The sequence below is a fragment of the Gimesia chilikensis genome (assembly GCF_007744075.1).
Classification (GTDB): Bacteria; Planctomycetota; Planctomycetia; order Planctomycetales; family Planctomycetaceae; genus Gimesia; species Gimesia chilikensis_A.
The window spans coordinates 3,597,004-3,618,877 of sequence record NZ_CP036266.1 but is presented as its reverse complement, the minus strand read 5'-3'; the positions used below and the strand labels follow the sequence as shown (position 1 = coordinate 3,618,877).

Below are 21,874 nucleotides of genomic sequence, written 5' to 3'. Positions count from 1 at the left end.
GTTTCAATCTTCCCGCATTGCAACCACATGCGACAGGCGGCCGAACAACTCACGCACTGTCCGCGCCTGATTCAATGCCTCATAATCGACTTCTGAACCGACGACATCGACATTGCCTTCCAGCAACATCACCAGTTCGACCAGCGTCAGTGATTCATACTCCAGTTCGCTTAACCGGGTCTCCAGTGTCACAGGGCCGGAGAGCGAGAGTTCGATCGCCGTCCGCTCCCGTTCCCAGAACGCCAGCAGCAGCGAGGCCCCCTCGATCCGACAACCACACACCGGACAGCAGAGCAATTCGGCGTCAGCATCCAGCTTGTATTCCACAGGAGCCGCACACAGCGGACAGTCATTCGGTTGACCGGCCATAACAGAACACCTGCTAAAATATCGTGGCTGACTCTGCGGGCTTTGCTTCCGGCTTCGCTTCTGGTTTGGCTTCCGACTTCAAGAGCGGATCATCACTCGTCTTCCTGATCTCCAGCTCTTTCACTCCCAGGTCCTGGCACAGTTGAATCACCTTGTTCGTGAATTCCATCTCCGCTTTCTGATCTACGGCCAGCGTGACCTGCTTCGGTTTATATTTTTCCAGGTGCGCTTTCAGCTCATCCAGATTCATCTCTCGATACTTGTTCTGATGGCGATGCCCCACAAAGATATGATCTCCCGGCATCACCGTGATGATATTCAGCTGCGCGGGCGTCAATTTCGTCTGCTGCTGTCTGTCCGCATCCTCATCCTTTACTCGGTTCCAGACCCAGAACGCCGGCTCCCGCAGATAGTTGCGGTATTTTTCGCCTGTGAACATCCCCGGCACATCAAAAAAACGATCCCCCTGGATGCGATACAGAAACGAAGCCCCCTGACCCGGTTTTCCGCCGACGGGATAGAACGTAAAGATCTTCAAATCCCCGTCTTTCTGCAGAATGAATTCGACCTGCCATTCACGAGCCAATTTCCCCTGCAGGTTGTAACGCCGCATCGTTTCTATGTTCCCTTCGATCATCTTCACGCTGCGAGTATTGGGTGCTCCTTTGAGTTCATTGCCGTGGTACAGTTCCCATGTCCCCTGCAGCTTTTTCAGGTCCTCTTGCAGTTCTGGATCATTTTCCGAAGTCCGCGGTTCCTCATCTGCCTGCACTGCCAGCGGTGCAACCGTGAACATCGTCAGCCCCAGACAGCAGAACCAGACATTTCGTAGCAAGGTGCGTTGCGCCTGCACCAGATCGTGAACGATCATTGCACACTCCTGTAGATTCGATAGGCATTTTTGTGAAGGGACGGCATGAATACACAGCAGACTGTGAGCGGAAGAAATGCGAACCGCCATCGCGGCTCAGGCAGAGTCTCCCCCTCACACAGTAAAGCTTACTGTGAGAATGTCATGCTTTGATCGAGACTAGTGCCAGCCTCAACGTAGCAATCTAGCCAGCAGACTGCAAGCAGTTTCTCCAGAGCAGGGAACAACTCAATCTCATTATTCTGAATCCAGTTTCGATTCCAGCCGTTCCCACTCAGGAGACACCTCACGTACCACGAAGGTCCGTTCCGCTTTGCGATACAGATACTGGCAACCACAGTGCGGACAGATCGCATCGACCGTGCGAACCAGCCTCAGCCTGGTTCCTGGTTCACTCTTTGCGATAATTTCTTTCACGATCTCATCCCAGCGTTCATCCGCCAGTTGAAGCGCCTCGACCCCGAGCACTTTACCGCATTGCTCACAGACAAACCGACTCGCCAGCTGTCTGCGTCTGCGCTTCTCAACCCGGTCCATTAACAGCGAATAAGGCACAAGAATCGGTAAGAGCAGGATAAAAAACAATACAAGGATACATTCTCTGATGTTCTTAATCATGTTTGTTCTGACGATTCCTCTCTCACGGGGTGCCACCTGTCGGCTTGCCCGACAGTGAATACCAGACAACGCCCATCCGGCTGAAAAAAAGAGCAGCAGGCCACCTTCAGGATTTTCGTTTCACCCAGTCCGCAATCCGCTCATTCTCTTCTAAATGTTCCCGTTCATAATAATAAACGATCCCTTCTCGCAGCCTGACACTTTCAGCAACCACATAAAAAGGAATTTTCTCAAAACTGGCATCACTTTCAGCTTCAATACAAAAAACCGTATGCCTGTCACTGACGGCAATGAATTTTCGAACCACTTCGATTTCGTCATCGGAGGCCAGCCGAAAGAGTGGGTTCGAAAACAGAACTGGCAAGGAAAGATACATAACCTCGTGAAACTCGACTTCGACCTCGTGATAATACGCGAAATCAAAACTTCCGGTAATCAGAAGATCAGCCCCTGTATAAGAATCTATTCTGAAATCATCAATATTCGTTTTCTCAACAATCTCATTGATTCGCTTAAAGACGTCCATCACCTCTCCACCAGTTCTCTTTGAATACATTGCAGTAACGACACTCCTGCCACCATCAGATCATCTTACCACATACATCATACACACCCGGAATATCGACGTCAGGAAGCGAAACAGATTCTCCTGCTGACGCATCATCCCGTCCCCCGATCCGCCGAAGGCGGATGCCCCAGCACCTGCCGATACTGGGCCGAGAACTGAAAGACACTCGCAAAGCCCAACAGGTGCGCGACTTCTCCCACCCGCAGCCCCTCCTGCTGCATCAGCCGCCGTGCGAATTCCATGCGGGTCCGTCTCAGAAACTGCTTGGGACTCTCGCCCACCTGCTCACGAAATAACCGCCTGAGATGCGGCTCCGAGAGCCCCGCAGTCTCCGCCAGCGCGCTGATCCGATGATTCTGATCCGGAGCCGCCTCAATCAGCCGCACCACCTTCCGCAGTCGATCATCCAGCCGTCGCTGTGTGCCTTGATCGCCCTCCGGAAACATCAGCCGCACCGACGCCGCCAAGAGACAGCCCCCCGCATCCGCCTGTTCCGCCTGGATCGTTTTCAACAAACCGATCAGCGCCGATCGCTGCGGATCCTGACCCGGGAAGGGGACCGCGCGCTGTTCGGTCAGCCGCGTTGCCGCCTGAAATTCGACGAACAGATACGACACCGGCTCCCGCCCGAAATACCGGTTCTCCCGCACTCCGGGTGCCAGGAGGCCCAGCCAACCCGCAGTGACCTCAAACGATTCCTCAGCGATCCGATACGCACCGCTGCCCGCTTCCACATACAGAAACCGGTAATGCGAGATCCGTCGGGGCCGCAGATGCAGTTCCTGGTGAAAGCGCACCCGGCTGCTCGCAACATACTGAAAAGGACTTCCCGCCACAGCCACGCCCCATGATCGTTTTTGACATATAAATAACCGATTCTCCTATTCCGCAGCGGCACCGTCAACAGTAGGATGGCCGATTATGTTATCAGTGCTCCTCGCCAATTCGGTTCACTTTCGGCCACTCGATCTGGCCGCGATCCTCGTCTATCTCACGCTCATGGCAGGAATGGGAATCTGGTTTTCCCGCCGCAACCAGTCCACCGAACACTACTTCCTCGGCGATCGAAATTTCCCCGGCTGGGCCATCGGCCTCTCCATGCTGGGCACCTCCATCAGCTCGGTTACGTTCCTCGCCTTCCCGGCGGCTGCCTTCGCCCTCGACTGGCGACAGCTGATCTCCAACCTCACCTTACCCTTCGTCGCGGTACTGGCCATCATCGTCTTCATCCCCTTCTTTCGTCGGGGAAACACCACCAGTGCCTTCGAATACCTGGGCGACCGTTACGGCACCATCCCCCGTCTATACGGCACCCTCAGTTTCATTCTCCTGCAACTGATTCGCCTCGGAAAAGTTCTCTTCCTGGTTTCGATTCCGGTCAGCCTGCTCACCGGCTGGGATATCCGCCTCGTCATCATCGGCGTCGGCATCTTCATCTCCTTCTACACCATCGCCGGAGGAATCGAAGCCGTCATCTGGACCGACGTCATTCAAACCATCGTCCTCTGGCTGGGGGGCATTCTCTGTTTCACGATCATCATCCTGCGTCTGCCCGGCGGACTCGCTCAGGTCTTTGAAGTCGGTTCCGCCCAGGGTAAGTTCGGCATCGGCTCGTTTGACTTCAACCTGACCGAACGCACTTTCTGGACTGTCTCCCTGCTGGGCCTGCTCAACTGGCTGACGATTTACTCCAGCGACCAGAACGTCGTCCAGCGGTTCATCGCCGCCCGCAGCCTCCGCGAAGCCCGCAAGGCGACCACGATTTACTCCGTCCTCGCCGTATTGACCTGGTCCTTCTTCTTCCTCGTCGGCACCTGCGTCTTCGTCTTCTACCGCGTCTTCCCGGAATCCGCAGTCACCAACCTCCAGGCCGACGAAGTTTTCCCCTGGTTCATCCTCACCCAGGTCCCCGCGGGCCTCGCCGGGCTCGTCATCTCGGGAGTCCTCGCGGCTGCCATGTCCAGCCTCGACTCCTCGATCAACTCCATCGCCACAGTCACCACGGTCGATCTGCTCAAACCCTGGCTGGCCCCGGGTAGGGAAGACCGCTTCTACCTGCGGTGCGCCCGCCTGATCGCCGTCCTGGCTTCAGTCGTCATGATCGGCGGTGCCGTCTTCTTCAGTTCCGTCGAAAAGGAAAGCATGAACGACCTCAGCTGGATCATTGCCTCCGTCTTTGGCGGCTGTCTGCTCGGCCTGTTCATGCTCGGCTTTTTCACCCGCCGCGTTGATAACACCGCCGCTGTCATCGGACTGGCCGGAGCAATCCTTGTCAACCTCTATCTCGGCCTGAGCACCGGCGGCTGGCTGCCCGCAGCCTGGTCCCTCCAGATTCACACCTACTGGGTCGGCCTGTTCGTCAACCTGGCCTTTATATCGCTGGCCCTGCTGATCAGCCTCTTCCGCAGCCCCAACAACCGCGATCTCACCGGCCTGACCGTCTGGACGCAGGAGCGACAGACATGAGCAGCACTCTACAGACCGACATCGCCATCCTCGGAGGCACACCCGGCGGCATCGCCGCGGCTATCGCTGCCGCCCGCCTCGGACGCAGCGTGCTGTTGATCGAACCCCAGGCCCATCTCGGCGGTATGTCCACCAGCGGTCTGGGCAAAAGCGACGTCGAACGCCGCCACCTGATTGGCGGCCTGTTTCAGGAATTTACACAGCGGATCCACCAGTACTACCTCGATCGCTACGCCCCCGAATCAGAGGACCTCGCCCTCTGCCAGGACGGCTATTACTTCGAACCCTCGGTCGCCGAAACCGTATTCCACGACATGCTCCAGGCACAACTGCAGATCACAGTCCTCACCAGTCACTCTCTGAACTCCGCGACCACCAGAGAAAACCGACTGACCACAATCGACATTCTCAGCCCTAAGCAACAACGCATCACCGTTCACGCGCAGGTCTTCCTCGACGCCACGTATGAAGGCGATCTCCTGGCTGCTGCAGGTGCCGACTTTCGACTGGGACGCGAATCCCGCGACGAATTCGACGAACCCCATGCCGGTCAGATCTACTTCGATTACCAGCGACAACAGTTTCTCGCCAGCAGCACCGGGGTAGGCGACGACCGACTCCCCGCCTACACGTACCGTCTCTGCCTGACCACCGACCCCGCGAACGCGGCCCCCTTAACAGAGCCGCCTCCCGACTATGATCGCCGCCCCTACGTCGGCTACTTCGACGACCTGGCCACCGGGCGCCTGGCCGGTCCGCTGCAACTCAAACCGGGCCGGGGCTACGAACCGGCGCACTTTAACACGCTGGTCCGCGCCCTCAGCGTTACGCCGCTCCCCAATCACAAAACCGACGTCAACATCAACCCGCGTCCGCTCGGCTTCCCCTTTCCGGAACTGAACCGCGGCTATATCACCGGAGACACCGCCACCCGCACCGCTATCTCCACCCGCATCCGCAATCGGACTCTCGGCCTGCTTTGGTTCCTGCAAAACGACACACAGATCCCAACGCAACATCGCCAGATCGCCCGACAATACCATCTCCCGCAGGACGAATTTGCCGATAACCAACACTTCCCCTGGCAGCTCTACATCCGCGAGGGGCGTCGCCTCCAGGGAGAATTCACGCTCACGGAACGCCACATCACCCATCAGCCGGAGCAGGGGATCGACCAGGCAGAAATCGAAACCTTCGCCGACACCATCGCCATCGGCGAATTCCCCATAGACAGCTTCCCCTGCCAGCCCAGACAACCGGGCGATACCATCGTCCTCGAAGGCTACCTTGGTATGCTGGACCAGATTACCCGCCCCTACGAGATCCCCTATCGGATCATGGTGCCGCAAACCATCGACGGACTCCTCGTCCCGGTGGCTGCCTCGACGACGCATGTCGCCTTTTCTTCGATTAGAATGGAACCGACCTGGATGGCCCTCGGGCAGGCCGCCGGCGTCGCTGCCCACCTGGCGATTGCGCAACAGTGTGCCCCCCGCAACATTCCGATTCACGAACTGCAACAGCAACTGGCCAGCGAAGGTCAGATCCTCAAACATCAACCTGAACTCAACCACGCTTCCACCAGGGAACCCCAGTCATGAAACATCTGATTTATACGCTCACCCTACTAACCTCGATCACCGCAGCACTCGTTACTGCCGTCGCAGCAGAGAAATCAGAATCACCGGTCATCGTCCTGAACCTCCCCGGTTCCGGCACCGATCCGGCTGCCATCGATTACCAAAGTCTCCCGGTCCTCAAAGGCGAACACGCCATCATCAACCCGGCGGCCCTCGGTCCTTACCCGCGGAAATCAGACAAGATCGACCTCCGCGACCTGCGACTGAACCTGCACAACTACCTGATCTATCATGATGGCAAATTCTGGTGCATCTGGAGCGACGGTCCCCGCATCGAAGACGAACCGACCCAGGAAATCAAGTACGCCACCAGCGTCGATGGACTCCACTGGAGCCCAGCAAAATCAGTCACCGGCACTCCCGAAAAGCCCCACGCCTTCATCGCCCGCGGACTCTGGCTCCGCGATGGTCAACTACTGATATTGGCAGCGAAATACCAGGGACACGGCGCGTTCGGCCCTCCGGATAAAAAGCACCTGGAACTGGTCGCCTACCGCTGGGAGCCACAGCAGGATAAGTGGGTCTATGAAGGCAAGCTCTACGACAATGCCATCAACAACTTCCCCCCGCAGAAACTCCCCTCCGACAACTGGATTCTCACCCGCCGCGATTCGCGGTTCAATGTCAGCGTACTGATCGGCGGTGTCAAAGCGCTCGACGACTGGCAGTCCTTTCCCGTCGTGGGCGTCAAACAGGTCTCCGGCTTCCGTCCCGACGAACCGATCTTCTGGGTCCTGCCCGACAACAGCCTGTATGCACTCTTCCGCGATAACGGCAAATCGCAACGGCTCTTCTTCTCGACCTCTCAAGATGAAGGTCGCACCTGGGATACCCCGGTCCTCTCTAACTTCCCCAACGCCAAAAGCAAACTGTTTTCGCTGGCCACCAGCCACGGCTACCGTGTACTCGTTCTCAATGCAAATCCCCAGGTCAACCGCCGCGAACTGCACCTCGCAGTCAGCCCCGATAACAAAACCTTCACCCGCCTGGCGAAGCTGGAAATCCCCTCTCCAGCCGAACTCCCCGCTGAGCTTGCCTCGCTAAACAAGAAATTCAGTGCCGGCATCGCCAGTCTACAATACCCGCACGTCATCGAGCACGACGATTCCCTCTACATCGCCTTCTCACGCAACAAACTGCAGACCGAAGTCTTCCGCGTGAAACTCACCGACATCGATGCTTTGTTGAAAGCAGATCATAACTAGACGGAACACGCGCCGCAGGACTCTAGTGAAATCACTTCAGGCCTGCGGTTTTAATCCGTTTCTGCCAGTCCGTGTGCTGCGCTTTATACCTCTGAAACGCCTCATATTCGCCGGCGACGATCTGTCCGTCGCTGTTCGCATCAATGAACACGAACAGCCATTCATAGGGAGCTTTCTTCTCATTCCATTCCGCCTGGGAGACCGTCCCGTTGTCATCCGCATCGCACTCCCGGAGCAGCCCCTGCATCGTATAGCGGCCCCCTGATTTTCCCATCCCTGAATCGGGTTGATCCGTCGCGGGATCCCACACCAGTTTCTGCCCGGCCCGCTCCAGGGCCCGTCGATAGGCTTTCGCATCGATCTCCTGCACGGCACAGTTTTCCGCCAGTGCCTGGCAGGCCGCGATCCCCGCCGACTCACCGCAGATCATAAACACCGGCTCCATTCGTGCCGAGGCGTATCCCAGATGCGTCGCTGAAAAACAGACTGGCACCAGCAGATTTGTGCATTCGTCCTGCTGAGGTGTGATCGCCCGATAGGCAATCGGGTAGGGCTGATTCGTCGGTCCCTTGGAACCGCCGACAAACATCTTGCCCTCCAGGCCGACCAGGGTCTGTCCCTTCTGCTGTAACCAGATCCGCCGGACCGGGTACACGTCGATCCCGTACTGCGCCAGGCAGATTGGGTCCTCGATCTCTGTCTTGTTATACACATCGTGCGCCGTCACCGTATATCGCCCCGCCAGGCGTCGCGACACACGCACATACAACTGATGCGGCCAGCCGGCTGTCTCGGGATGAGGGCGTCTATCCAACCCGAGTTCAGCCACTTCCTGACGATAAAACTCAGGCACGCGTTCATCGGTACTCATGAAATGATGTAGCCCGCTCAAATAGTCCCGGTGTGCCTGCCAGATCTTCACGTGCGCGGCGACATCACCGTCGGCATAAAACCGGCTGATACCCACCGGCGACATCGAAATCAGCGAACTCCGCTGGTAGTTCCACTCGCCCGAGTTCTTCCAGCCCGGAAAGATCCCGATCAGCCGCTGCCGCAGGTCCTTCTCGCGGGGATGCAGCTGCTTCAGATATTCCACATACCGGCCCACCAGTTCGAAGTCTTCCGCCCGGTAATCCTTAGGCACACCAAACGGAGCCCGGTGTGCGGGATCGCTGGTGGTGTAATACCTAAAATTGTAAGCCTGCGTGTAATCGTCCGCCGACCCCAGCGGCTTCCCATGATCTTTTTCCACACCGCGTAACAGGCCACTCTCCGGATCGCCGGGCGTCTGAAACGGATCCACGGGAGTCAACCCCACCGGGGGCTGCACACCGGCGAATTCCTCGCCAAACTCCTCCGATGATTCCCGCCCGACGCGATAGGACACGCCCGCTTTCGCCAGCAGATCCCCTTCGTAACTGGCATCAATAAAGATCCTCGCCGCGACACGCAACGCTTCGCGGGCTGCGGGTTCCACGACCGGCGTCCCCAGTTCGTTAAAGGGAGCCCGATCGAACAGAGCCGCCTGAATCGCGGTTTTGTCTCCATCCTGTGGTTTACAACCGGCAATGCGATGATCGAAGATCACCCTGATCTTGTGCGCCGCGAGCAGTTTCTGAAAGTCTTCGCGAATCGTTTTCGGGCTGATCTCCGCCAGCACCCGGCGGTTCTCAGTTCGATCTTCGGTCCAGTTCGGCTGCCCCAGGCTTTTCAACAACCCCCGGGTCATCCCCCCGGTTGCTGCATAGTTGGGACAGTCCTGCATCGGCTTAAGCCCCGACCCCAGAATGCCCCCCACCCAGCGGCTGGGCTCCACAATCACCGCCGCCCGCCCCGCACGCTGCACCGCCACCGCCGCCAGGATTCCCGAAGGAGTCGCCCCGTAAATGCAGACATCCGCTTCCACGGTTTCAGGCTGCGCCACAGCAGTATTCGTTCCGGAAAAGGCGACCAGACTCAGGATCGCCAGAAAAGTCCATTGACGCAGGCAGGATAATATCATGATGGCAGACCAGTTTTGCAGGATCAGTTTTCAGCAGGAGTAAACAATCTTTATGGTTTACCGCCGGATGCCAGACGAAGCAACACCATGCTTAACGTTCTTGAGAAATCGAACCGGAGTTAATCCTCATCTCCCTCTGTCTCCTGGAGGTCCTCTTCATCCAGTGCCTCCCATAAAGCCTCATGCAATAACTCAGCATTCCGGACCTCTGTGCTCCAGGCAGGGGACTGATGCAGTCGCTGCTTGGCTTCCGCCAGCGTAAGGCCCCGGCCGGCGCGTAGGGCCTTAATCGCCTCAATCGGCCCCGCACCGGCACGATGCAGCTTCTCAAGAGCCACTTCCGTCGAAGAACTCTCACGCGCAATCTGCTCATACATGATCAGTCTTCCATAATGCGAATCTGGAACCCTACCCGCTCAACAAAACAGACAGTGCCCGCCCAGCAGACAATCAATCCCATCCGTCGCCAGATGCCACAGACAGCCCACCGCCACCGCCCGCCAGCGCCAGGAGGGAATACAGAGTAATGCCGCATACACGGCCGCCGCCCACCAGGTATGCAATGGATGAAACCCCAGGCTGCAGCGATGCGGATCAAAAATCGGATCGGCCAGCAGATGATCCACGTCAATCAGCATCGTCGCCAGCATAATCAACCCCGCCTGCACCCAGTGTTCCTTCCAGAACAGGCGCGCAATCAGAAAGGGAACCAGCAGGTGACAAGCATAATGAATCAGATGCCGCACGACATCCGGAACAGCTTCCATGGAGCAGGGGACCCTTTAACCGAACATTGACTGAATAGAAACTGTCATCATAGATCAGTCAGCGGGCCGCTTCAATCTTCCCTGAGTAACATCCAGCGTGGCACTCGATGTCGGATCGTGAAGATCGAACATCCCTCCCACAAACCCGTCAATATCAACCCAATGATCAGAGTGGGCCATTTATAATATCCTGTCGAGATCCCCCAGATAAGGTGGAGTGGCACCCAGATAATTCCGATCAGAACAGCCGCGACGAGATACCGACTAAGAATAAAATCATAGAGTCCAACAGTCACCTCGGCCACAAACCGGAACGGCAGTAGTAACCACCAGGACAAGGCCCTTGTTTGCCTGTCATTCTCCATATCATTCCTCTACCGACATCACAACGAGAACGGGGAATGTCTCCAATAAATCTTTGAATACGCGTCTGGCATTAATCTGAATAGGAGTAAACCGGATTATTGTCCACAGAATCGATGAAAATCTTGATGGCGTTTTTAAAATCAGTCCCATATCGCTGATATGACTTAATCGCTTCCAGCAATGAATCCAGTTGCGGACGGGGCGACTCACGTCGGATCTCAATGAAGATCAGTAACAGCGGTTGTGTTCCTGCATAATCGTAGCCTCCGTCTTTCAGCATATCAGGAAACAACTCATCCAGGAAATCGAACAGGTCATAACGAATATCCAGATCTGGATTCTCCTTTCTGGAGGGATCAACACTGACTATCAGTTGGTTCATACTCCTCATTCCACCTTTCACAGTCGATGTTGTTTTTGATTCAGATGGCAGGGGTAGAAACCTATAAGTTATTGCTGCCCACAGAAATTCCCACGATCAAAATGATCCGGATCAAATACGGCGATTTCAAAATCATCTGCCAGATCAAACCTCTGGATGATTTCAGTAATCTGCGGATGCTGCAGGGCCTTCGCCAGGCAACGATAGATCACATCTGCGCGCTCTTGAAGTGTCAAATCAGTGTCCGTTACAGTTTTTCCTTCATAATACTTTCTCAGAAGTTCAAGTAGATTGAGACTAATTTCAGTTGCCTCTCCCCAGCGCCAATCGCCAATATCCCATTTACCAGTCTCTTCTTCAGGAAAATCTTCATGATTGGTCAGAAACGCGATCCAGCATTGACCATACCAGGGAAAGCAATCCAGAACGAGCGCCCTGATTTTCTCGAATTGAAGGAGACGTTGCCACACTGGTAAGCTTAATCTCAAAGACTCAACGACATCAGCGGTAAATTTCTCAGGGTGAAATTCCAGAATGGTCGTAGCATCCTCAATCTGTTCTCCTGGTAACGGTAACTGCCAGACTCCCGTTGCAACCTGATCAGCAGTTTTACCTCCGAATGCAGGGAGCACAACTTTCGGGCCATCATCGAACATTCTGATCATCCAGAGGGTGCGGCGATCGGTGACAGTATAGATAAAGACTTTGTAATCCGGCGCCCACGGAACTGTAACCAGGCCCGAGAAAGGCAGGGAATCAGGATGCTTGCAAGGCTGGATATCAATCCGTTGTGTTTTTTCCCCAAATCCTTCTTCAATCAGATTCAGATACCAGTCGTAATCGTGGCTGTTGTATGGATTCCGCCGCTTAAGGTCTAACTCAACATAGGTCTGATCCAGGCCAGCCCGGTCCCCCGCACGAATTAAGTCAATCCGCTTCTGCACAAACTGAAGGATCATCTCTTGAGTTTCAGGATCAATACGGTCTGTCATCTAAATCACTTCGCCTCATATCCGGGCAGAAACTTCACCACGAACACGCCTTTGCCCTGTTCTTCGTGGCTCCAGGCCATGATCTCGGTCATGCATTCCATCAGCCGGTCGTAGTCGCCGACAGCATACGTTGACGTAGAGCCCGGGGTCACGCGGAGACCGGAATAGCTCTGCAGCTTTGCGATGAATTCTTTGATAAGCGGTTTGTATTCTTCCTGCAGGGGATAGAAACTGATTTCGGCAGTGCTGATCATGATGGGGCAGTCCTTTGATAATGAAGCGTCAACGAGCCTTGTTCCTGGGAGAACAGTCTTCTCAAATCGTACCAGACTCAAGGTGACTGTCAACAAACGGCTCGAGCACGGACGAGTAACACAGACGCTAACCGATCCAGTATTCTCGCCGGTTGAGTACCTGCGAAGATTCCACCTCACCTGTAACGCGTCCCAGCACGCCAGAACAGAGTTCCTGTACCATCCACGCTTCCGCGTATTCCGCCGGCAGAGGATGCGGTGCCTGCAAACCTCGCACGCCCGCCGGTTCAAAACCAAACCGCGAATAAAAAGCGGGATCCCCCAGCACAAACACCAGTTCGACTCCCGCATCGCGCAACTGGGAAAGTCCGGCTTCGATCAGCTGTCGCCCCACACCCTGTTTCCGGGCAGAGGGAAGCACCGCCAGGGGTGCCAGAATCCGCGCGGTGACAGACTCAGCCCCGTGAACAACCACGTTCGTGAACAGCACATGCCCCAGCACATTTCCTGCATTTTCAGCCAGGAGAGAGAGCAACGGCGCTGCTGTCGGATCGGGGAACAGTTCATCCAGCAGCGCGACAATGACGGGGCCTTCTTCAGGTCCAAATGCCTCGCGGTGAACCGCTTTGACCGTCTCAAGATCCGTTGACGTCGTTGCTCTGATGTCCATCCTGGTCCTGTTTTCCTGAAGAGTGAGTCGCTAATCGAAGTTCGCGGAGCATCGAACGTTTTTTGGTCTGATGCGCCTGCATCCGTCTTAAAATATCATCCAGCGTCTTGACCGCATGTAATACGTGGGGGCCCTTGTTGAGCATCACGCATTCCGCCCGGTGCCCCATCGCGGCATCGGTGATTTCCGCGCGAGAGGGCATGCCTTCTTTGGCCAGCGTCTCCAGCACCTGCGTCGCCCAGATCACCGGAACGTGGGCAGCTTCACAAATCCAGAGAATCTCTTCCTGCACTTCCGCCATCCGTTCGAAACCGCACTCGACTGCCAGATCGCCGCGGGCAATCATAACTCCACAACAGGGGGAACGCATCGCCGTGAGTAGCATATCCGGCAGATTTTCAAAACCAAGCCGGGTTTCAATTTTCAAGACGATCGCCGGCTGCCGTCCGTCCAGCCGCTGCAGTTCTGACTGCAACTGTTCGATATCACTCGCCCGATTAGCAAACGAGAGTTCCACCACATCCGCATGCTGCGCGACGAACGACAAGTCTTCCAGATCCTGCTGCGTCAGTGCGGGGAGACGGAGTTGACTCTCAGGCAGATTGATCCCTTTGTCGGCCCTGAGCTTCGCCCCCTGTAGACGGGTCTGTGTGATCCGCACCTGCACCTGATCCGATGCAACTTTTTCCACCACGCCGCCAATTTTACCATCATCAAACCAGATCGACTCGCCTGACTGCACATCATTAAAGACACTGGGAATAGAACAACCAATCCGGGCCGGCGTCAGTACCTGTCCGGCACTGTCCCGCACCTCGGGTCGTCCCGGCGTCTGATCCCGGGTGACGATCAACTGATCTCCCGGATGCAGCAGCAGACAGTTTTCGCGGGGCGATACCGCGACGATTTCTGTCGCTCTCAGTTTTTTACCTTTATGACTCCGTAAGCGTAATGTCGTTCCCGGCACCAGGTAGGTTGTCTTGTTCGCTTCGAGCCAGCAACCCTGATCCAGACAATCGACCACTCGCAAACTCCGTCGCGAGTGGCGGGCGTCGATCAGCCTGATTTTATCGCCCACTTCCAGACGCTTCAGCCAGGCCGCCTCGACCGGCAGACAGGCATCCGCGGGGGCAGGGGAGGCCGCTGGTTGCTCAGCCGGGTAAAGCCAGATGCGTGCGGGAGCGATCACCCGGCCATACTCATCACGGCGGGGACGCACCTTGACCACAGCAGCACCCGGCTCTAGCGGACCGGTCCGCAGTTTAGGACCGCCCAGGTCCATCACAACTCGACACCGCTTTCCCAATGCATGCTCGGCCCGGCGGAGATGTGCGATCATCCGCGACCAGGCTTCCACATCATCGTGCGCGCAGTTAATCCGCATGCACTCCATGTCCTGTTGCAACAGGTGATAGATCAACTCGTAATCATCGGCGGCCTCACTGGGCATCGTCACCATAATCCGCACGCCGCGTCCCGGGGCAGCAGGCCCTAACAGCGATTCGGCATGCGCCGCCAGCAATCGTTCCCCCGTGTTGAAATCGATTGATGATTCGCCGGAGTCTGTAACATCTGTGGTCTTATCAAGCAGTCTCTGCAGCATTTCCAGAACGGCATCGATGGTCGCCATGACATGCGATTCCGCCCGTCCCAGGGAAGAGAGTCCCAGCGCCGCCAGTCGTATCTGCAAAGGTCTCAGGTCGCGACGTCTGAGTGCCAGATAGTACAACAGGTTCCGCGCACTTTCGCGATGTTGCACGTGAATCTGATCCAGCAGAGGCTGTGAGCAGACGACCTCTGCCACCAGTCTATCTCGAACGACAACCAGTTCCTCAAAGACCTGTTGATACTCCTGATGACCGGAAAGGTAATCGGAGTCACCTTGTTCTGCCGACAAATGACAACCTCGTGAAAAACCGTTGAGATCTCTGATTCATAAACAACGACTAAGTCGCTGATATTACTCTGAACGATGAACACAGAATCGCAACGGATAGCAACAGGCAGTACGCCTGATTTCACTAAATCTTAACAGGACAGAACAGCGCGAGGCAGCCGCTCAACCCGCTTCGATCATAAATCGCAAAGCAAAGCTGTCAACAGAATCTCGCACCGCGCAACAGAAAAGGTAGATCAACACACTACAGTGGTTAATCTGCCTGAAACAGTCTTTATATCGCTGGGATCAATAAGCGTATTCGGGAATGTATTGGTCGTAATAGCCGGTGCCAATCGGTCCATTGTATCCCCAGTCGCTGTTGGCAGGAATAAACTGATCGTAGTAAGCGGTACCGATCGGACCGTCATATCCCCAGCTGCCATTGGCGGGGATAAACTGATCATAATACGCTTTTCCGATGGGACGGATGGCTCCCCAGCGGGCGTACTCGGGGATGAATTGATCAAAATAGGGTCCCAGCGGATTTCCACCCGGCCGTGGCAACGGCGGGACTGTATAGAAGGTCGGATCAGCCACTTTCCAGGCTCCGTCCTTATGGACCAGCCATTTGCCCTCTTCAGTCTGATACATCCAGTGGCCGTTCATGTATTGATAACGAGCCCGGGTCGCGTCATCCAGATTCAGATGGGCCGTTCCCTCTGCCACAATCGGGTCGAGTTTTACCTCAGAATCTGCAGTCACTTTCTGTGCGGACAGGAGCAGAGGACTGACTCCCAACGCCACCGTTACGGTCATTACTTTCAAACAAAGGCTTTTCATTTGAATTTCGTCCTTTTATCTCCAGAGCAAATAGGCAAACCTGGTTAAACAGGGAATCTTTTATTCACAATACCAACTCTGGACCAAAACGCAAGCTTTTCACTATTTCCGCTGCAAACAGAGCATTTCCGCTCGACAAATCCTGAGGGATAAAGATCGAATCTATCAGTCACGGCCCAAAACCAATTGCGGCACCACCGGAGGAACCGAATCCCCGGCCTCCCGAATATCCACCCGCTCCAGTCCCCCAGCGCCCGTTGCTGGAACCGTTGTTCAAACCACGTCCGTAGTAACCGTTTCCGTAATAGCCACGACCGTAGTAGCCGCGTCCGTAAAAGCCATTGCCATAATAACCGCGCCCATAATCTCCCCGGCCGTTATTGTTATAGAAGGGGCGGGTGTAGCTCCCGTCGTAGTAGGTACCATTCCCGTAGTAGTTGCCATAGGCGGGAGAATCGTCGTAGTACCTTGTAGTGCCAGACTGTAACTTAGGTTTAGCACCACCCTGGACGGCGGCTCCCGACGATCCCATCTTCTGCTGCGATTGATGATACCGGGAAGTATCCACATCCTCCCATTTTCCGTTCCTGGAGATCATCCAGTTGCCGTCTCCCAGATAAAACCACCAGTGTCCGTTATAGTAGCTGTAGCGGGAACGTGTCGTTTCATCGATATCCAGATGCGCTGTTCCTTCGCGAACTACCGGATCGATTTTGATCGGTGACAGCTTTGGCTGTTTTCCCTTCGCATCCGATTGCTCGGGAGCATCAGTCGCAGATTCCGTGACCGGCTTCTCGGCAGCGATCGGACCGGCATCGCGATCCACCTCACTCGCCGCATTCACTGCCGGTGTTGAGCAGAGCAGGGGACCGATGCCCCACGCCAGTACCGCAATCGACTTTTTGAAACGGAGGCCTTGCATGGAAAATACTCCTGTTCATTTCAGATCCTGCTGAATGTCAGCGCTCGTTTCAGACCACTTAGATCACAGACAGCGAGCAGCATTGCAGTCTCTCTATCATACCAGAAACAAGCTCCAGACAACACATTTTGAACCGTTCTCCTCATCACAAATCAACAAGATCCTGCACATCCACTTTTTCACCGCGCACGAAAAAAGGCAGATCAGCTTCAGGGCTGGGCTGATCTGCCTTAAACATACTCCTTTATGGAATGATCAAACTCAATTGATCAGATTCCTCCTTGCCGAATTAAGACTAGTCGGCAACTTCAGCACCGATTCCGGCACCAATGGCAGCTCCGGTTCGACCACCGAGTGAACCACCAATTCCAGCACCGATTGCGGCTCCCTGGCGTTGATCTCGTGACCATCCACGGTAACCGGTTCCATAACGACCATTGTTCCAACCCTGGTTCCAACCACGATTGTTGTAACCACGGTTATAGTATCCGTCACCATAGTAGCCACCGTTGTAGTAACCGCGACCATTGTAGAATCGACGTCCACGGTTGTTGTAATAGGGGCTTCCATAGTTACCACTATAGTACGAACCATTGTCGTAGTAGTAACCATTACCGGGTGAGTTGTCGTAGTAGTAAGCACCTGAATCTACATCAACCTGAGCATTTCCATCACTGTCGTTCTGAAATGTCTGTGGCGGTGCCATCTGCTGACGCGGGTTCCGGTAGGTCATAGGATCAAAAGATTCCCAGCTTCCATTATTATCGAACAACCACTGACCATTTTCAGTCTGATACCACCAGTGACCGTTGTGGTAACGATACCGGGCACGGGTTGCTTCGTCGATGTCGAGATGAGCAGTCCCTTCTCGAACCATGGGATCAATGTCTCCATTGACCTGCCCCTGGACGCTTCCTTCAGCATCCATATTAGGACGGTTGGTCCGGCGACGCATAGGACCATCGGCTTTCATGTTTCCCTGGATCCGGGCATCAGCATCGTTCTGCAGGTTGACACCGTCGTTCAGGTCGGCATCTGTCTTATTCTGCAGGTTTGCTTTTCCTCGCAGGTTGGCTTCACCGGGAGTCTGAACATTCGCCTTGCCATCCAGGTTTGATTTACCTTTCAAATCAGCTTCACCGGGTGTCGGAACGTTCGTCTTACCCTTCAGATTTGCATCTGTTTCACTATCTAATTTGGGAGGCGCCTGATCCAGCGCTTTACCGGGTGTCTTTGTGTTTGGCGGCGTAGGAGCGGCATCTCGGTTTGGCGTCTGCACTGCGCCTTTCGCACCGGCATCAGCACCAGCGGCAGCTTTGCTGCCCGCTCCCTGAACAGCCTTGCCGGCTGCTTTGGCCCCTGCGTCGAGTTGTGCACCTGTCTCTAACTGTGCGGACAGAAGCAGGGGACTGATCCCCAGCGCTGTCGCTGCTGTCAATACTCTTAAACTCAGGCCTTTCATTTGAAATCCTTCCTTTCAATTATTGTTATTAGTGGTATTTCCTGGCCACGCTTTTCGACAATCGCAACCGGCATACCAACTTGAGAAAAAGACCTGAAATCACCCCAAAAGCGACAGAATGTCGCGCTTTTGCCACTCACAGACAGATCAGCAGAATTGGGCGGCGAACGATGAGCGGTCATGCCGGTCTGAAATCCGCCAGACTGTTGCCCGTTGTAAGACCAGCCACCCGTTGATCTTGTCCGAACTCTGAACAACGAACCAGTAAGAGTGCTCGGGTGTCGTTCCTTCGTTCGAAAAAACAAATACCAGAATTTTTTCAAACCCGACTCGCATCGAATTTCCTGCAGGGATCGTATCAACCATGACTTCACCAGTCCCTTATACCCGCGCCGAAATCAAGGGCCTTGGAACTCAGTTACCCGCGCGGGGAATCTTCTGCCCCGCCTGCGGTCTCTATATCCCCGAATTCGCAGACATCACTCCAGAAGAGCGGACAGAACTCAAACAGGCCAGCCTTTTTGAAACCATCAAAACCCTGCGCACCAGAACAGGCTGCCGTTTAACGTGGGCCAAAATCTGGGCTCAGCACAAAGACGGTCCCCATCCCCTGGTAACGCCGGACACGGTTCCCTGCCGCTTCTGTGGGGTTCCCCTGCATCCAGAGGCGGGCCAATGCCTGCTCTGTCGCATGGACTGGCACGATCCGCAACATCTGAAACAGCTGGGGCCCTCATTCACAGATCAGATCCTCTCCGCGGCTCCCGGAGCAACGATCTGTCTCCCCAGCCACACATCCTGGATCCTCGCACTCCACTTCGCAGAAATGCATGGCAGACAAAATGAACTGACCATTGAGTTCATCACCAGGGACACAGATTGAATCGCCTGTGAGTATCAGCGCAGCAAAAAAGGCAGATCAGCAACAAGCTACTGGTCTGCCTTAAACACACTCCTGATTGTGATGACCGTCCGAAGATCCTGATGAACGTTTCATCTAAGCGAGTCACTTCGAGCAGTCAGCAGCTCCTGAACTCCGTCAGCTGACCTGATTTCTGGCCTCGCGGCGCTATAGGCCTATCAGGTCAGAGCCGGACAGGATTAAACTCAGTGAGCACTCCAGCCACGATAACCGGTTCCCCAGTGACCAAACTGTGCCCCACCAAAATGGTGGTGACTGAATGGCTTGTGGGCACCAGCCGATGTGTACTGGGTTCCATAGTAGTAATTACCACTCCCCGTGGTCTGGGCGTTACCCGTGTTGTCGTTCTGAGTCGTTTGAGCAGTTGCAGATGAGGACTGAGAAATGTAAGTCATGGGAGAAAATTCTTCCCATTGACCATTCTGTTCCACCAGCCAGCCATTCTGAGCTGTCTTAAACCACCAGTGACCGTCATGGTAGCGATACCGGGCCCGGGTTGCATCGTCCAGATTCAGATGCGCGGTTCCCGCACGAACGACCGGATCAATCTGCAGCTGATCGCCCGAATTCGGTTGTGCATCGGGAGGAGTTTGGACCTGGGCTGACAACAGCAGAGGACAGAGCCCCAACGCTGCAGTCACAGTCAACACTTTTAAACTAAGGCCTTTCATTTGAGCACCTTCCTTTCAAGTGGAGGAAAAATGAATATTCCTGGCCGCGTTGTTAATCTTGAAAAGCAAACCCCATACCGCGTTTTCAAATGCAGGAATTCCCCTGAGTTCCCGCATAGGTATTTTTCCTATCCACCAGTCTCCTGACAGAATCTGACTCTCACTCCTTGAACATGACCGAAGTAAGTCAAATCAATATAGTTGCGATCTTTTTCCCGGGCTGCATACCAGAGCGAGTCTCACGTTAAGAACCTGTATGAATTTGTAGCTGATGTTACATTTTTTCTCTCGGCAATCGTAAAACCAAGGGTATTTTGACCAGACAACCATCTGCAAACTTTTGCTCTCCTCTGCAAATCTCTGCCCGTAGCGGGAATTTCCTCTCTATCATTCATTACCAGGACACTGGAATTTCAGTGTGATAGATCCTGCTTGACTGTCTTTTCACATCTGGTACGCTCTCGCTACTGGAACGTCCTTCTTGCACATTGATTAAGTCGCATTATGTTTGACCATCCTCAGGATCCCGTCCATCTGCTGGACTCGTTAATCGCATTCGTAGACGAATGGCAGGGAATTCGTCCCTGGTACGGGGTGAGCGAAGAGAAACTGCAGGCGGTTACGCTTCCCCAACCACTGGCCCGTCTCTATGGCGCTTTGGGAAATATGCCGGGAGCGGATGGGCGTCCGTTTCCCTTCTGGCATCAGGATTATCTGCTCCCTTTTGAACTGACGCGGAACGAACAGGGGCGTCTGTTGTTTGCCCTGGAAAACCAGGGCTGCTGGAGCGCATTGACTGAGCCCACCGGCGACGATCCTCCCGTCTGGATTATCGCAGAGCCTGATGAACCCGTCCTCGAACACCCCTCGTTGGCAAACTTCCTTGTCACTCTCTGTCTGCAGGAATTGACTCTCGGAGCGCCCTGTCTCTACAGCCAGGATGGGATCAAAACCACACTTGAGCAGGCCGGCTTCCGCGTCAACCCCCTCTGGCTGAACGGACTCTATCCCTGTCTCGATCAACTCCTGGAAACACAGTTCTATCTCGTCGATCACCACGCGCTAGTGTACCAGGACAACTGGATCGGCTTTTCCTCCAGCGAAGCGGCCGAACCTTTTGCCACGTTGCTCACTGAGGCCAACCGTATGCATCCCCCGCAGACAGGAAACCTGGCCGAGTACCTGGCACAACCGAATGCCAACCCAATCGTTAAACGCATCCACTTCGAACGCCTGGCCCGCGAATTTCAGCAGCAGGCAGATTCCCTGCAGGCGAAAGCGGACGAATGTCGGCTTGCAGCAGAACAGGCACTGCAGCAAGGTAGTACTACTCAACCTGACACTGAAACAGACACATAATTTATAGGAATCGCGAGTCTGCATTTGTCAGCTGACTTTAATCTTGTTAAATTCTCAGCCACAGAAATCAAGACATCCCGTCACCATTCACATTCATTACCCAGTACGAGGTTACCGTGGCACTCACATTAAATGATTTGACAATCAATCTGGATCAGGTCGACTGCAAGGTCCTGCTCGACGACTGGACCTGGGCCATGCCCGAATCGATGCAGACCGTACTGGTCACCGCCATGGGGGACGTCTTCGCGCAGGGGGAATCGGGGGCCATCTACTTTGCCGATATGGTCGAAGGCAAGATCTCCCCGGTCGCCGAGGACAGCAGCGAATTTGAAACATTGCTTCAGGATCCCGATTTCGTCACCGACCTGTTCTTTCCCGCCCGCGTGCTGGAACTTCGCGATGCCGGCGTCACCTTGGAACCGGGCCAGGTCTACGGCCACCAGACGCCCCTCGTCCTCAGTGGCGAAGATGAACTCGATAACATCGAACCGATCGACGTCGCCGTGCACGTCAGCGTCCACGGCCAGATCCACGATCAGGTTAAAGACCTCCCCCCGGGTACCGTGATTACTGATATCGAGTTTGAGTAATCGATCCTATCGATCACAGCCTTAAGCTGTCTGGCCATGCCAGCTCATGCTTCATG

At 55.0% G+C, this 21,874-nt stretch carries 24 protein-coding genes; 6 read left to right on the top strand and 18 right to left on the bottom strand.

Features of this window, described 5'->3' with window-relative positions:
• Positions 1 to 3: 3 nt before the first annotated feature.
• The 5 genes from HG66A1_RS13795 to HG66A1_RS13775 form a co-directional block, all read right to left on the bottom strand.
• On the bottom strand, positions 4 to 369 hold the full coding sequence (locus tag HG66A1_RS13795; RefSeq protein ID WP_145184763.1) for a hypothetical protein: 366 nt from the start codon (positions 367 to 369) through the stop codon (positions 4 to 6).
• A 13-nt stretch (positions 370 to 382) separates the two neighbouring features.
• A complete protein-coding gene (locus tag HG66A1_RS13790) occupies positions 383 to 1,240 on the bottom strand; it encodes a hypothetical protein (RefSeq protein WP_145184759.1) in 858 nt (285 codons plus the stop codon).
• Between the two features lie 237 nt (positions 1,241 to 1,477).
• Positions 1,478 to 1,858 (bottom strand): hypothetical protein, encoded by a 381-nt coding sequence (locus HG66A1_RS13785; protein ID WP_145184756.1) that lies wholly within the window; start codon positions 1,856 to 1,858, stop codon positions 1,478 to 1,480.
• A 106-nt stretch (positions 1,859 to 1,964) separates the two neighbouring features.
• Positions 1,965 to 2,384 carry a hypothetical protein gene (locus HG66A1_RS13780; protein WP_145184753.1) on the bottom strand — a complete coding sequence of 140 codons (420 nt, stop codon included), beginning with the start codon at positions 2,382 to 2,384 and terminating at the stop codon, positions 1,965 to 1,967.
• A gap of 134 nt (positions 2,385 to 2,518) precedes the next feature.
• Entirely contained in the window at positions 2,519 to 3,262 is a 744-nt protein-coding gene (locus HG66A1_RS13775; RefSeq protein ID WP_145184750.1) for a helix-turn-helix domain-containing protein, read from the bottom strand.
• Positions 3,263 to 3,347: 85 nt separating this feature from the next.
• Here HG66A1_RS13775 and HG66A1_RS13770 point away from each other — a divergent pair, with 85 nt between their 5' ends.
• From HG66A1_RS13770 to HG66A1_RS13760, 3 genes are read left to right on the top strand one after another with little or no spacing between them, the layout of a single operon-like run.
• On the top strand, positions 3,348 to 4,892 hold the full coding sequence (locus HG66A1_RS13770; protein WP_145184745.1) for a sodium:solute symporter: 1,545 nt from the start codon (positions 3,348 to 3,350) through the stop codon (positions 4,890 to 4,892).
• Complete coding sequence (locus tag HG66A1_RS13765; RefSeq protein WP_145184742.1) at positions 4,889 to 6,493, top strand: FAD-dependent oxidoreductase; 1,605 nt, start codon at positions 4,889 to 4,891, stop codon at positions 6,491 to 6,493. The genes HG66A1_RS13770 and HG66A1_RS13765 overlap by 4 nt, the downstream gene beginning before the upstream one ends.
• Complete coding sequence (locus HG66A1_RS13760) at positions 6,490 to 7,737, top strand: exo-alpha-sialidase (RefSeq protein ID WP_145184739.1); 1,248 nt, start codon at positions 6,490 to 6,492, stop codon at positions 7,735 to 7,737. The genes HG66A1_RS13765 and HG66A1_RS13760 overlap by 4 nt, the downstream gene beginning before the upstream one ends.
• 31 nt (positions 7,738 to 7,768) lie before the next feature.
• Here HG66A1_RS13760 and HG66A1_RS13755 read toward each other — a convergent pair whose 3' ends face one another.
• From HG66A1_RS13755 to HG66A1_RS31995, 12 genes are all read right to left on the bottom strand, one after another.
• Entirely contained in the window at positions 7,769 to 9,739 is a 1,971-nt protein-coding gene (locus HG66A1_RS13755) for an FAD-dependent oxidoreductase (RefSeq protein ID WP_145184736.1), read from the bottom strand.
• Between the two features lie 119 nt (positions 9,740 to 9,858).
• Positions 9,859 to 10,116 carry a hypothetical protein gene (locus HG66A1_RS13750; protein WP_145184733.1) on the bottom strand — a complete coding sequence of 86 codons (258 nt, stop codon included), beginning with the start codon at positions 10,114 to 10,116 and terminating at the stop codon, positions 9,859 to 9,861.
• A gap of 39 nt (positions 10,117 to 10,155) precedes the next feature.
• Positions 10,156 to 10,506, bottom strand: coding sequence for a DUF6122 family protein (locus HG66A1_RS13745; RefSeq protein WP_145040838.1), 351 nt, complete (start codon positions 10,504 to 10,506; stop codon positions 10,156 to 10,158).
• A 54-nt stretch (positions 10,507 to 10,560) separates the two neighbouring features.
• On the bottom strand, positions 10,561 to 10,686 hold the full coding sequence (locus HG66A1_RS32635) for a hypothetical protein (RefSeq protein WP_261344731.1): 126 nt from the start codon (positions 10,684 to 10,686) through the stop codon (positions 10,561 to 10,563).
• 256 nt (positions 10,687 to 10,942) lie between these two features.
• The gene (locus HG66A1_RS13740) at positions 10,943 to 11,254 is read right to left on the bottom strand and encodes a hypothetical protein (protein ID WP_145184731.1); all 312 of its coding nucleotides are present in this window, start codon (positions 11,252 to 11,254) and stop codon (positions 10,943 to 10,945) included.
• 68 nt (positions 11,255 to 11,322) lie between these two features.
• Entirely contained in the window at positions 11,323 to 12,246 is a 924-nt protein-coding gene (locus HG66A1_RS13735) for a hypothetical protein (protein ID WP_145184728.1), read from the bottom strand.
• 5 nt (positions 12,247 to 12,251) lie between these two features.
• The gene (locus tag HG66A1_RS13730) at positions 12,252 to 12,500 is read right to left on the bottom strand and encodes a histidine kinase (protein ID WP_145040837.1); all 249 of its coding nucleotides are present in this window, start codon (positions 12,498 to 12,500) and stop codon (positions 12,252 to 12,254) included.
• Positions 12,501 to 12,627: 127 nt separating this feature from the next.
• The gene (locus HG66A1_RS13725) at positions 12,628 to 13,170 is read right to left on the bottom strand and encodes a GNAT family N-acetyltransferase (protein ID WP_145184725.1); all 543 of its coding nucleotides are present in this window, start codon (positions 13,168 to 13,170) and stop codon (positions 12,628 to 12,630) included.
• On the bottom strand, positions 13,136 to 15,067 hold the full coding sequence (locus HG66A1_RS13720; RefSeq protein WP_145184722.1) for a pyruvate kinase: 1,932 nt from the start codon (positions 15,065 to 15,067) through the stop codon (positions 13,136 to 13,138). The genes HG66A1_RS13725 and HG66A1_RS13720 overlap by 35 nt, the downstream gene beginning before the upstream one ends.
• A 288-nt stretch (positions 15,068 to 15,355) precedes the next feature.
• Entirely contained in the window at positions 15,356 to 15,889 is a 534-nt protein-coding gene (locus HG66A1_RS13715) for a hypothetical protein (RefSeq protein ID WP_145184719.1), read from the bottom strand.
• Between the two features lie 169 nt (positions 15,890 to 16,058).
• The gene (locus HG66A1_RS13710; RefSeq protein WP_145184716.1) at positions 16,059 to 16,811 is read right to left on the bottom strand and encodes a hypothetical protein; all 753 of its coding nucleotides are present in this window, start codon (positions 16,809 to 16,811) and stop codon (positions 16,059 to 16,061) included.
• Between the two features lie 295 nt (positions 16,812 to 17,106).
• On the bottom strand, positions 17,107 to 18,273 hold the full coding sequence (locus tag HG66A1_RS31995) for a hypothetical protein (protein WP_197997138.1): 1,167 nt from the start codon (positions 18,271 to 18,273) through the stop codon (positions 17,107 to 17,109).
• A gap of 364 nt (positions 18,274 to 18,637) precedes the next feature.
• Here HG66A1_RS31995 and HG66A1_RS13700 point away from each other — a divergent pair, with 364 nt between their 5' ends.
• Positions 18,638 to 19,156, top strand: coding sequence for a hypothetical protein (locus HG66A1_RS13700; protein ID WP_145184713.1), 519 nt, complete (start codon positions 18,638 to 18,640; stop codon positions 19,154 to 19,156).
• 224 nt (positions 19,157 to 19,380) lie between these two features.
• Here HG66A1_RS13700 and HG66A1_RS13695 read toward each other — a convergent pair whose 3' ends face one another.
• Complete coding sequence (locus HG66A1_RS13695; RefSeq protein WP_145184710.1) at positions 19,381 to 19,866, bottom strand: hypothetical protein; 486 nt, start codon at positions 19,864 to 19,866, stop codon at positions 19,381 to 19,383.
• A 504-nt stretch (positions 19,867 to 20,370) separates the two neighbouring features.
• Here HG66A1_RS13695 and HG66A1_RS13690 point away from each other — a divergent pair.
• Positions 20,371 to 21,225, top strand: a complete 855-nt coding sequence (locus HG66A1_RS13690) for a hypothetical protein (protein ID WP_145184705.1) — start codon at positions 20,371 to 20,373, stop codon at positions 21,223 to 21,225.
• 116 nt (positions 21,226 to 21,341) lie between these two features.
• The gene (locus HG66A1_RS13685; protein WP_145184702.1) at positions 21,342 to 21,818 is read left to right on the top strand and encodes a T6SS immunity protein Tdi1 domain-containing protein; all 477 of its coding nucleotides are present in this window, start codon (positions 21,342 to 21,344) and stop codon (positions 21,816 to 21,818) included.
• Positions 21,819 to 21,874: the final 56 nt, after the last annotated feature.

Bases quoted from the DNA above. Each gene is read 5' to 3' on its own strand.
- HG66A1_RS13785 (WP_145184756.1), bottom strand. From the start codon at position 1,858: ATGATTAAGAACATCAGAGAATGTATCCTTGTATTGTTTTTTATCCTG.
- HG66A1_RS13695 (WP_145184710.1), bottom strand. From the start codon at position 19,866: ATGAAAGGCCTTAGTTTAAAAGTGTTGACTGTGACTGCAGCGTTGGGG.
- HG66A1_RS13790 (WP_145184759.1), bottom strand. From the start codon at position 1,240: ATGATCGTTCACGATCTGGTGCAGGCGCAACGCACCTTGCTACGAAAT.
- HG66A1_RS13740 (WP_145184731.1), bottom strand. From the start codon at position 11,254: ATGAACCAACTGATAGTCAGTGTTGATCCCTCCAGAAAGGAGAATCCA.
- HG66A1_RS13760 (WP_145184739.1), top strand. From the start codon at position 6,490: ATGAAACATCTGATTTATACGCTCACCCTACTAACCTCGATCACCGCA.
- HG66A1_RS13725 (WP_145184725.1), bottom strand. From the start codon at position 13,170: ATGGACATCAGAGCAACGACGTCAACGGATCTTGAGACGGTCAAAGCG.
- HG66A1_RS13780 (WP_145184753.1), bottom strand. From the start codon at position 2,384: ATGGACGTCTTTAAGCGAATCAATGAGATTGTTGAGAAAACGAATATT.
- HG66A1_RS13715 (WP_145184719.1), bottom strand. From the start codon at position 15,889: ATGAAAAGCCTTTGTTTGAAAGTAATGACCGTAACGGTGGCGTTGGGA.
- HG66A1_RS31995 (WP_197997138.1), bottom strand. From the start codon at position 18,273: ATGAAAGGCCTGAGTTTAAGAGTATTGACAGCAGCGACAGCGCTGGGG.
- HG66A1_RS13745 (WP_145040838.1), bottom strand. From the start codon at position 10,506: ATGGAAGCTGTTCCGGATGTCGTGCGGCATCTGATTCATTATGCTTGT.
- HG66A1_RS13735 (WP_145184728.1), bottom strand. From the start codon at position 12,246: ATGACAGACCGTATTGATCCTGAAACTCAAGAGATGATCCTTCAGTTT.
- HG66A1_RS13750 (WP_145184733.1), bottom strand. From the start codon at position 10,116: ATGTATGAGCAGATTGCGCGTGAGAGTTCTTCGACGGAAGTGGCTCTT.
- HG66A1_RS13755 (WP_145184736.1), bottom strand. From the start codon at position 9,739: ATGATATTATCCTGCCTGCGTCAATGGACTTTTCTGGCGATCCTGAGT.
- HG66A1_RS13730 (WP_145040837.1), bottom strand. From the start codon at position 12,500: ATGATCAGCACTGCCGAAATCAGTTTCTATCCCCTGCAGGAAGAATAC.
- HG66A1_RS32635 (WP_261344731.1), bottom strand. From the start codon at position 10,686: ATGGCCCACTCTGATCATTGGGTTGATATTGACGGGTTTGTGGGAGGG.
- HG66A1_RS13770 (WP_145184745.1), top strand. From the start codon at position 3,348: ATGTTATCAGTGCTCCTCGCCAATTCGGTTCACTTTCGGCCACTCGAT.
- HG66A1_RS13690 (WP_145184705.1), top strand. From the start codon at position 20,371: ATGTTTGACCATCCTCAGGATCCCGTCCATCTGCTGGACTCGTTAATC.
- HG66A1_RS13795 (WP_145184763.1), bottom strand. From the start codon at position 369: ATGGCCGGTCAACCGAATGACTGTCCGCTGTGTGCGGCTCCTGTGGAA.
- HG66A1_RS13765 (WP_145184742.1), top strand. From the start codon at position 4,889: ATGAGCAGCACTCTACAGACCGACATCGCCATCCTCGGAGGCACACCC.
- HG66A1_RS13700 (WP_145184713.1), top strand. From the start codon at position 18,638: ATGACTTCACCAGTCCCTTATACCCGCGCCGAAATCAAGGGCCTTGGA.
- HG66A1_RS13710 (WP_145184716.1), bottom strand. From the start codon at position 16,811: ATGCAAGGCCTCCGTTTCAAAAAGTCGATTGCGGTACTGGCGTGGGGC.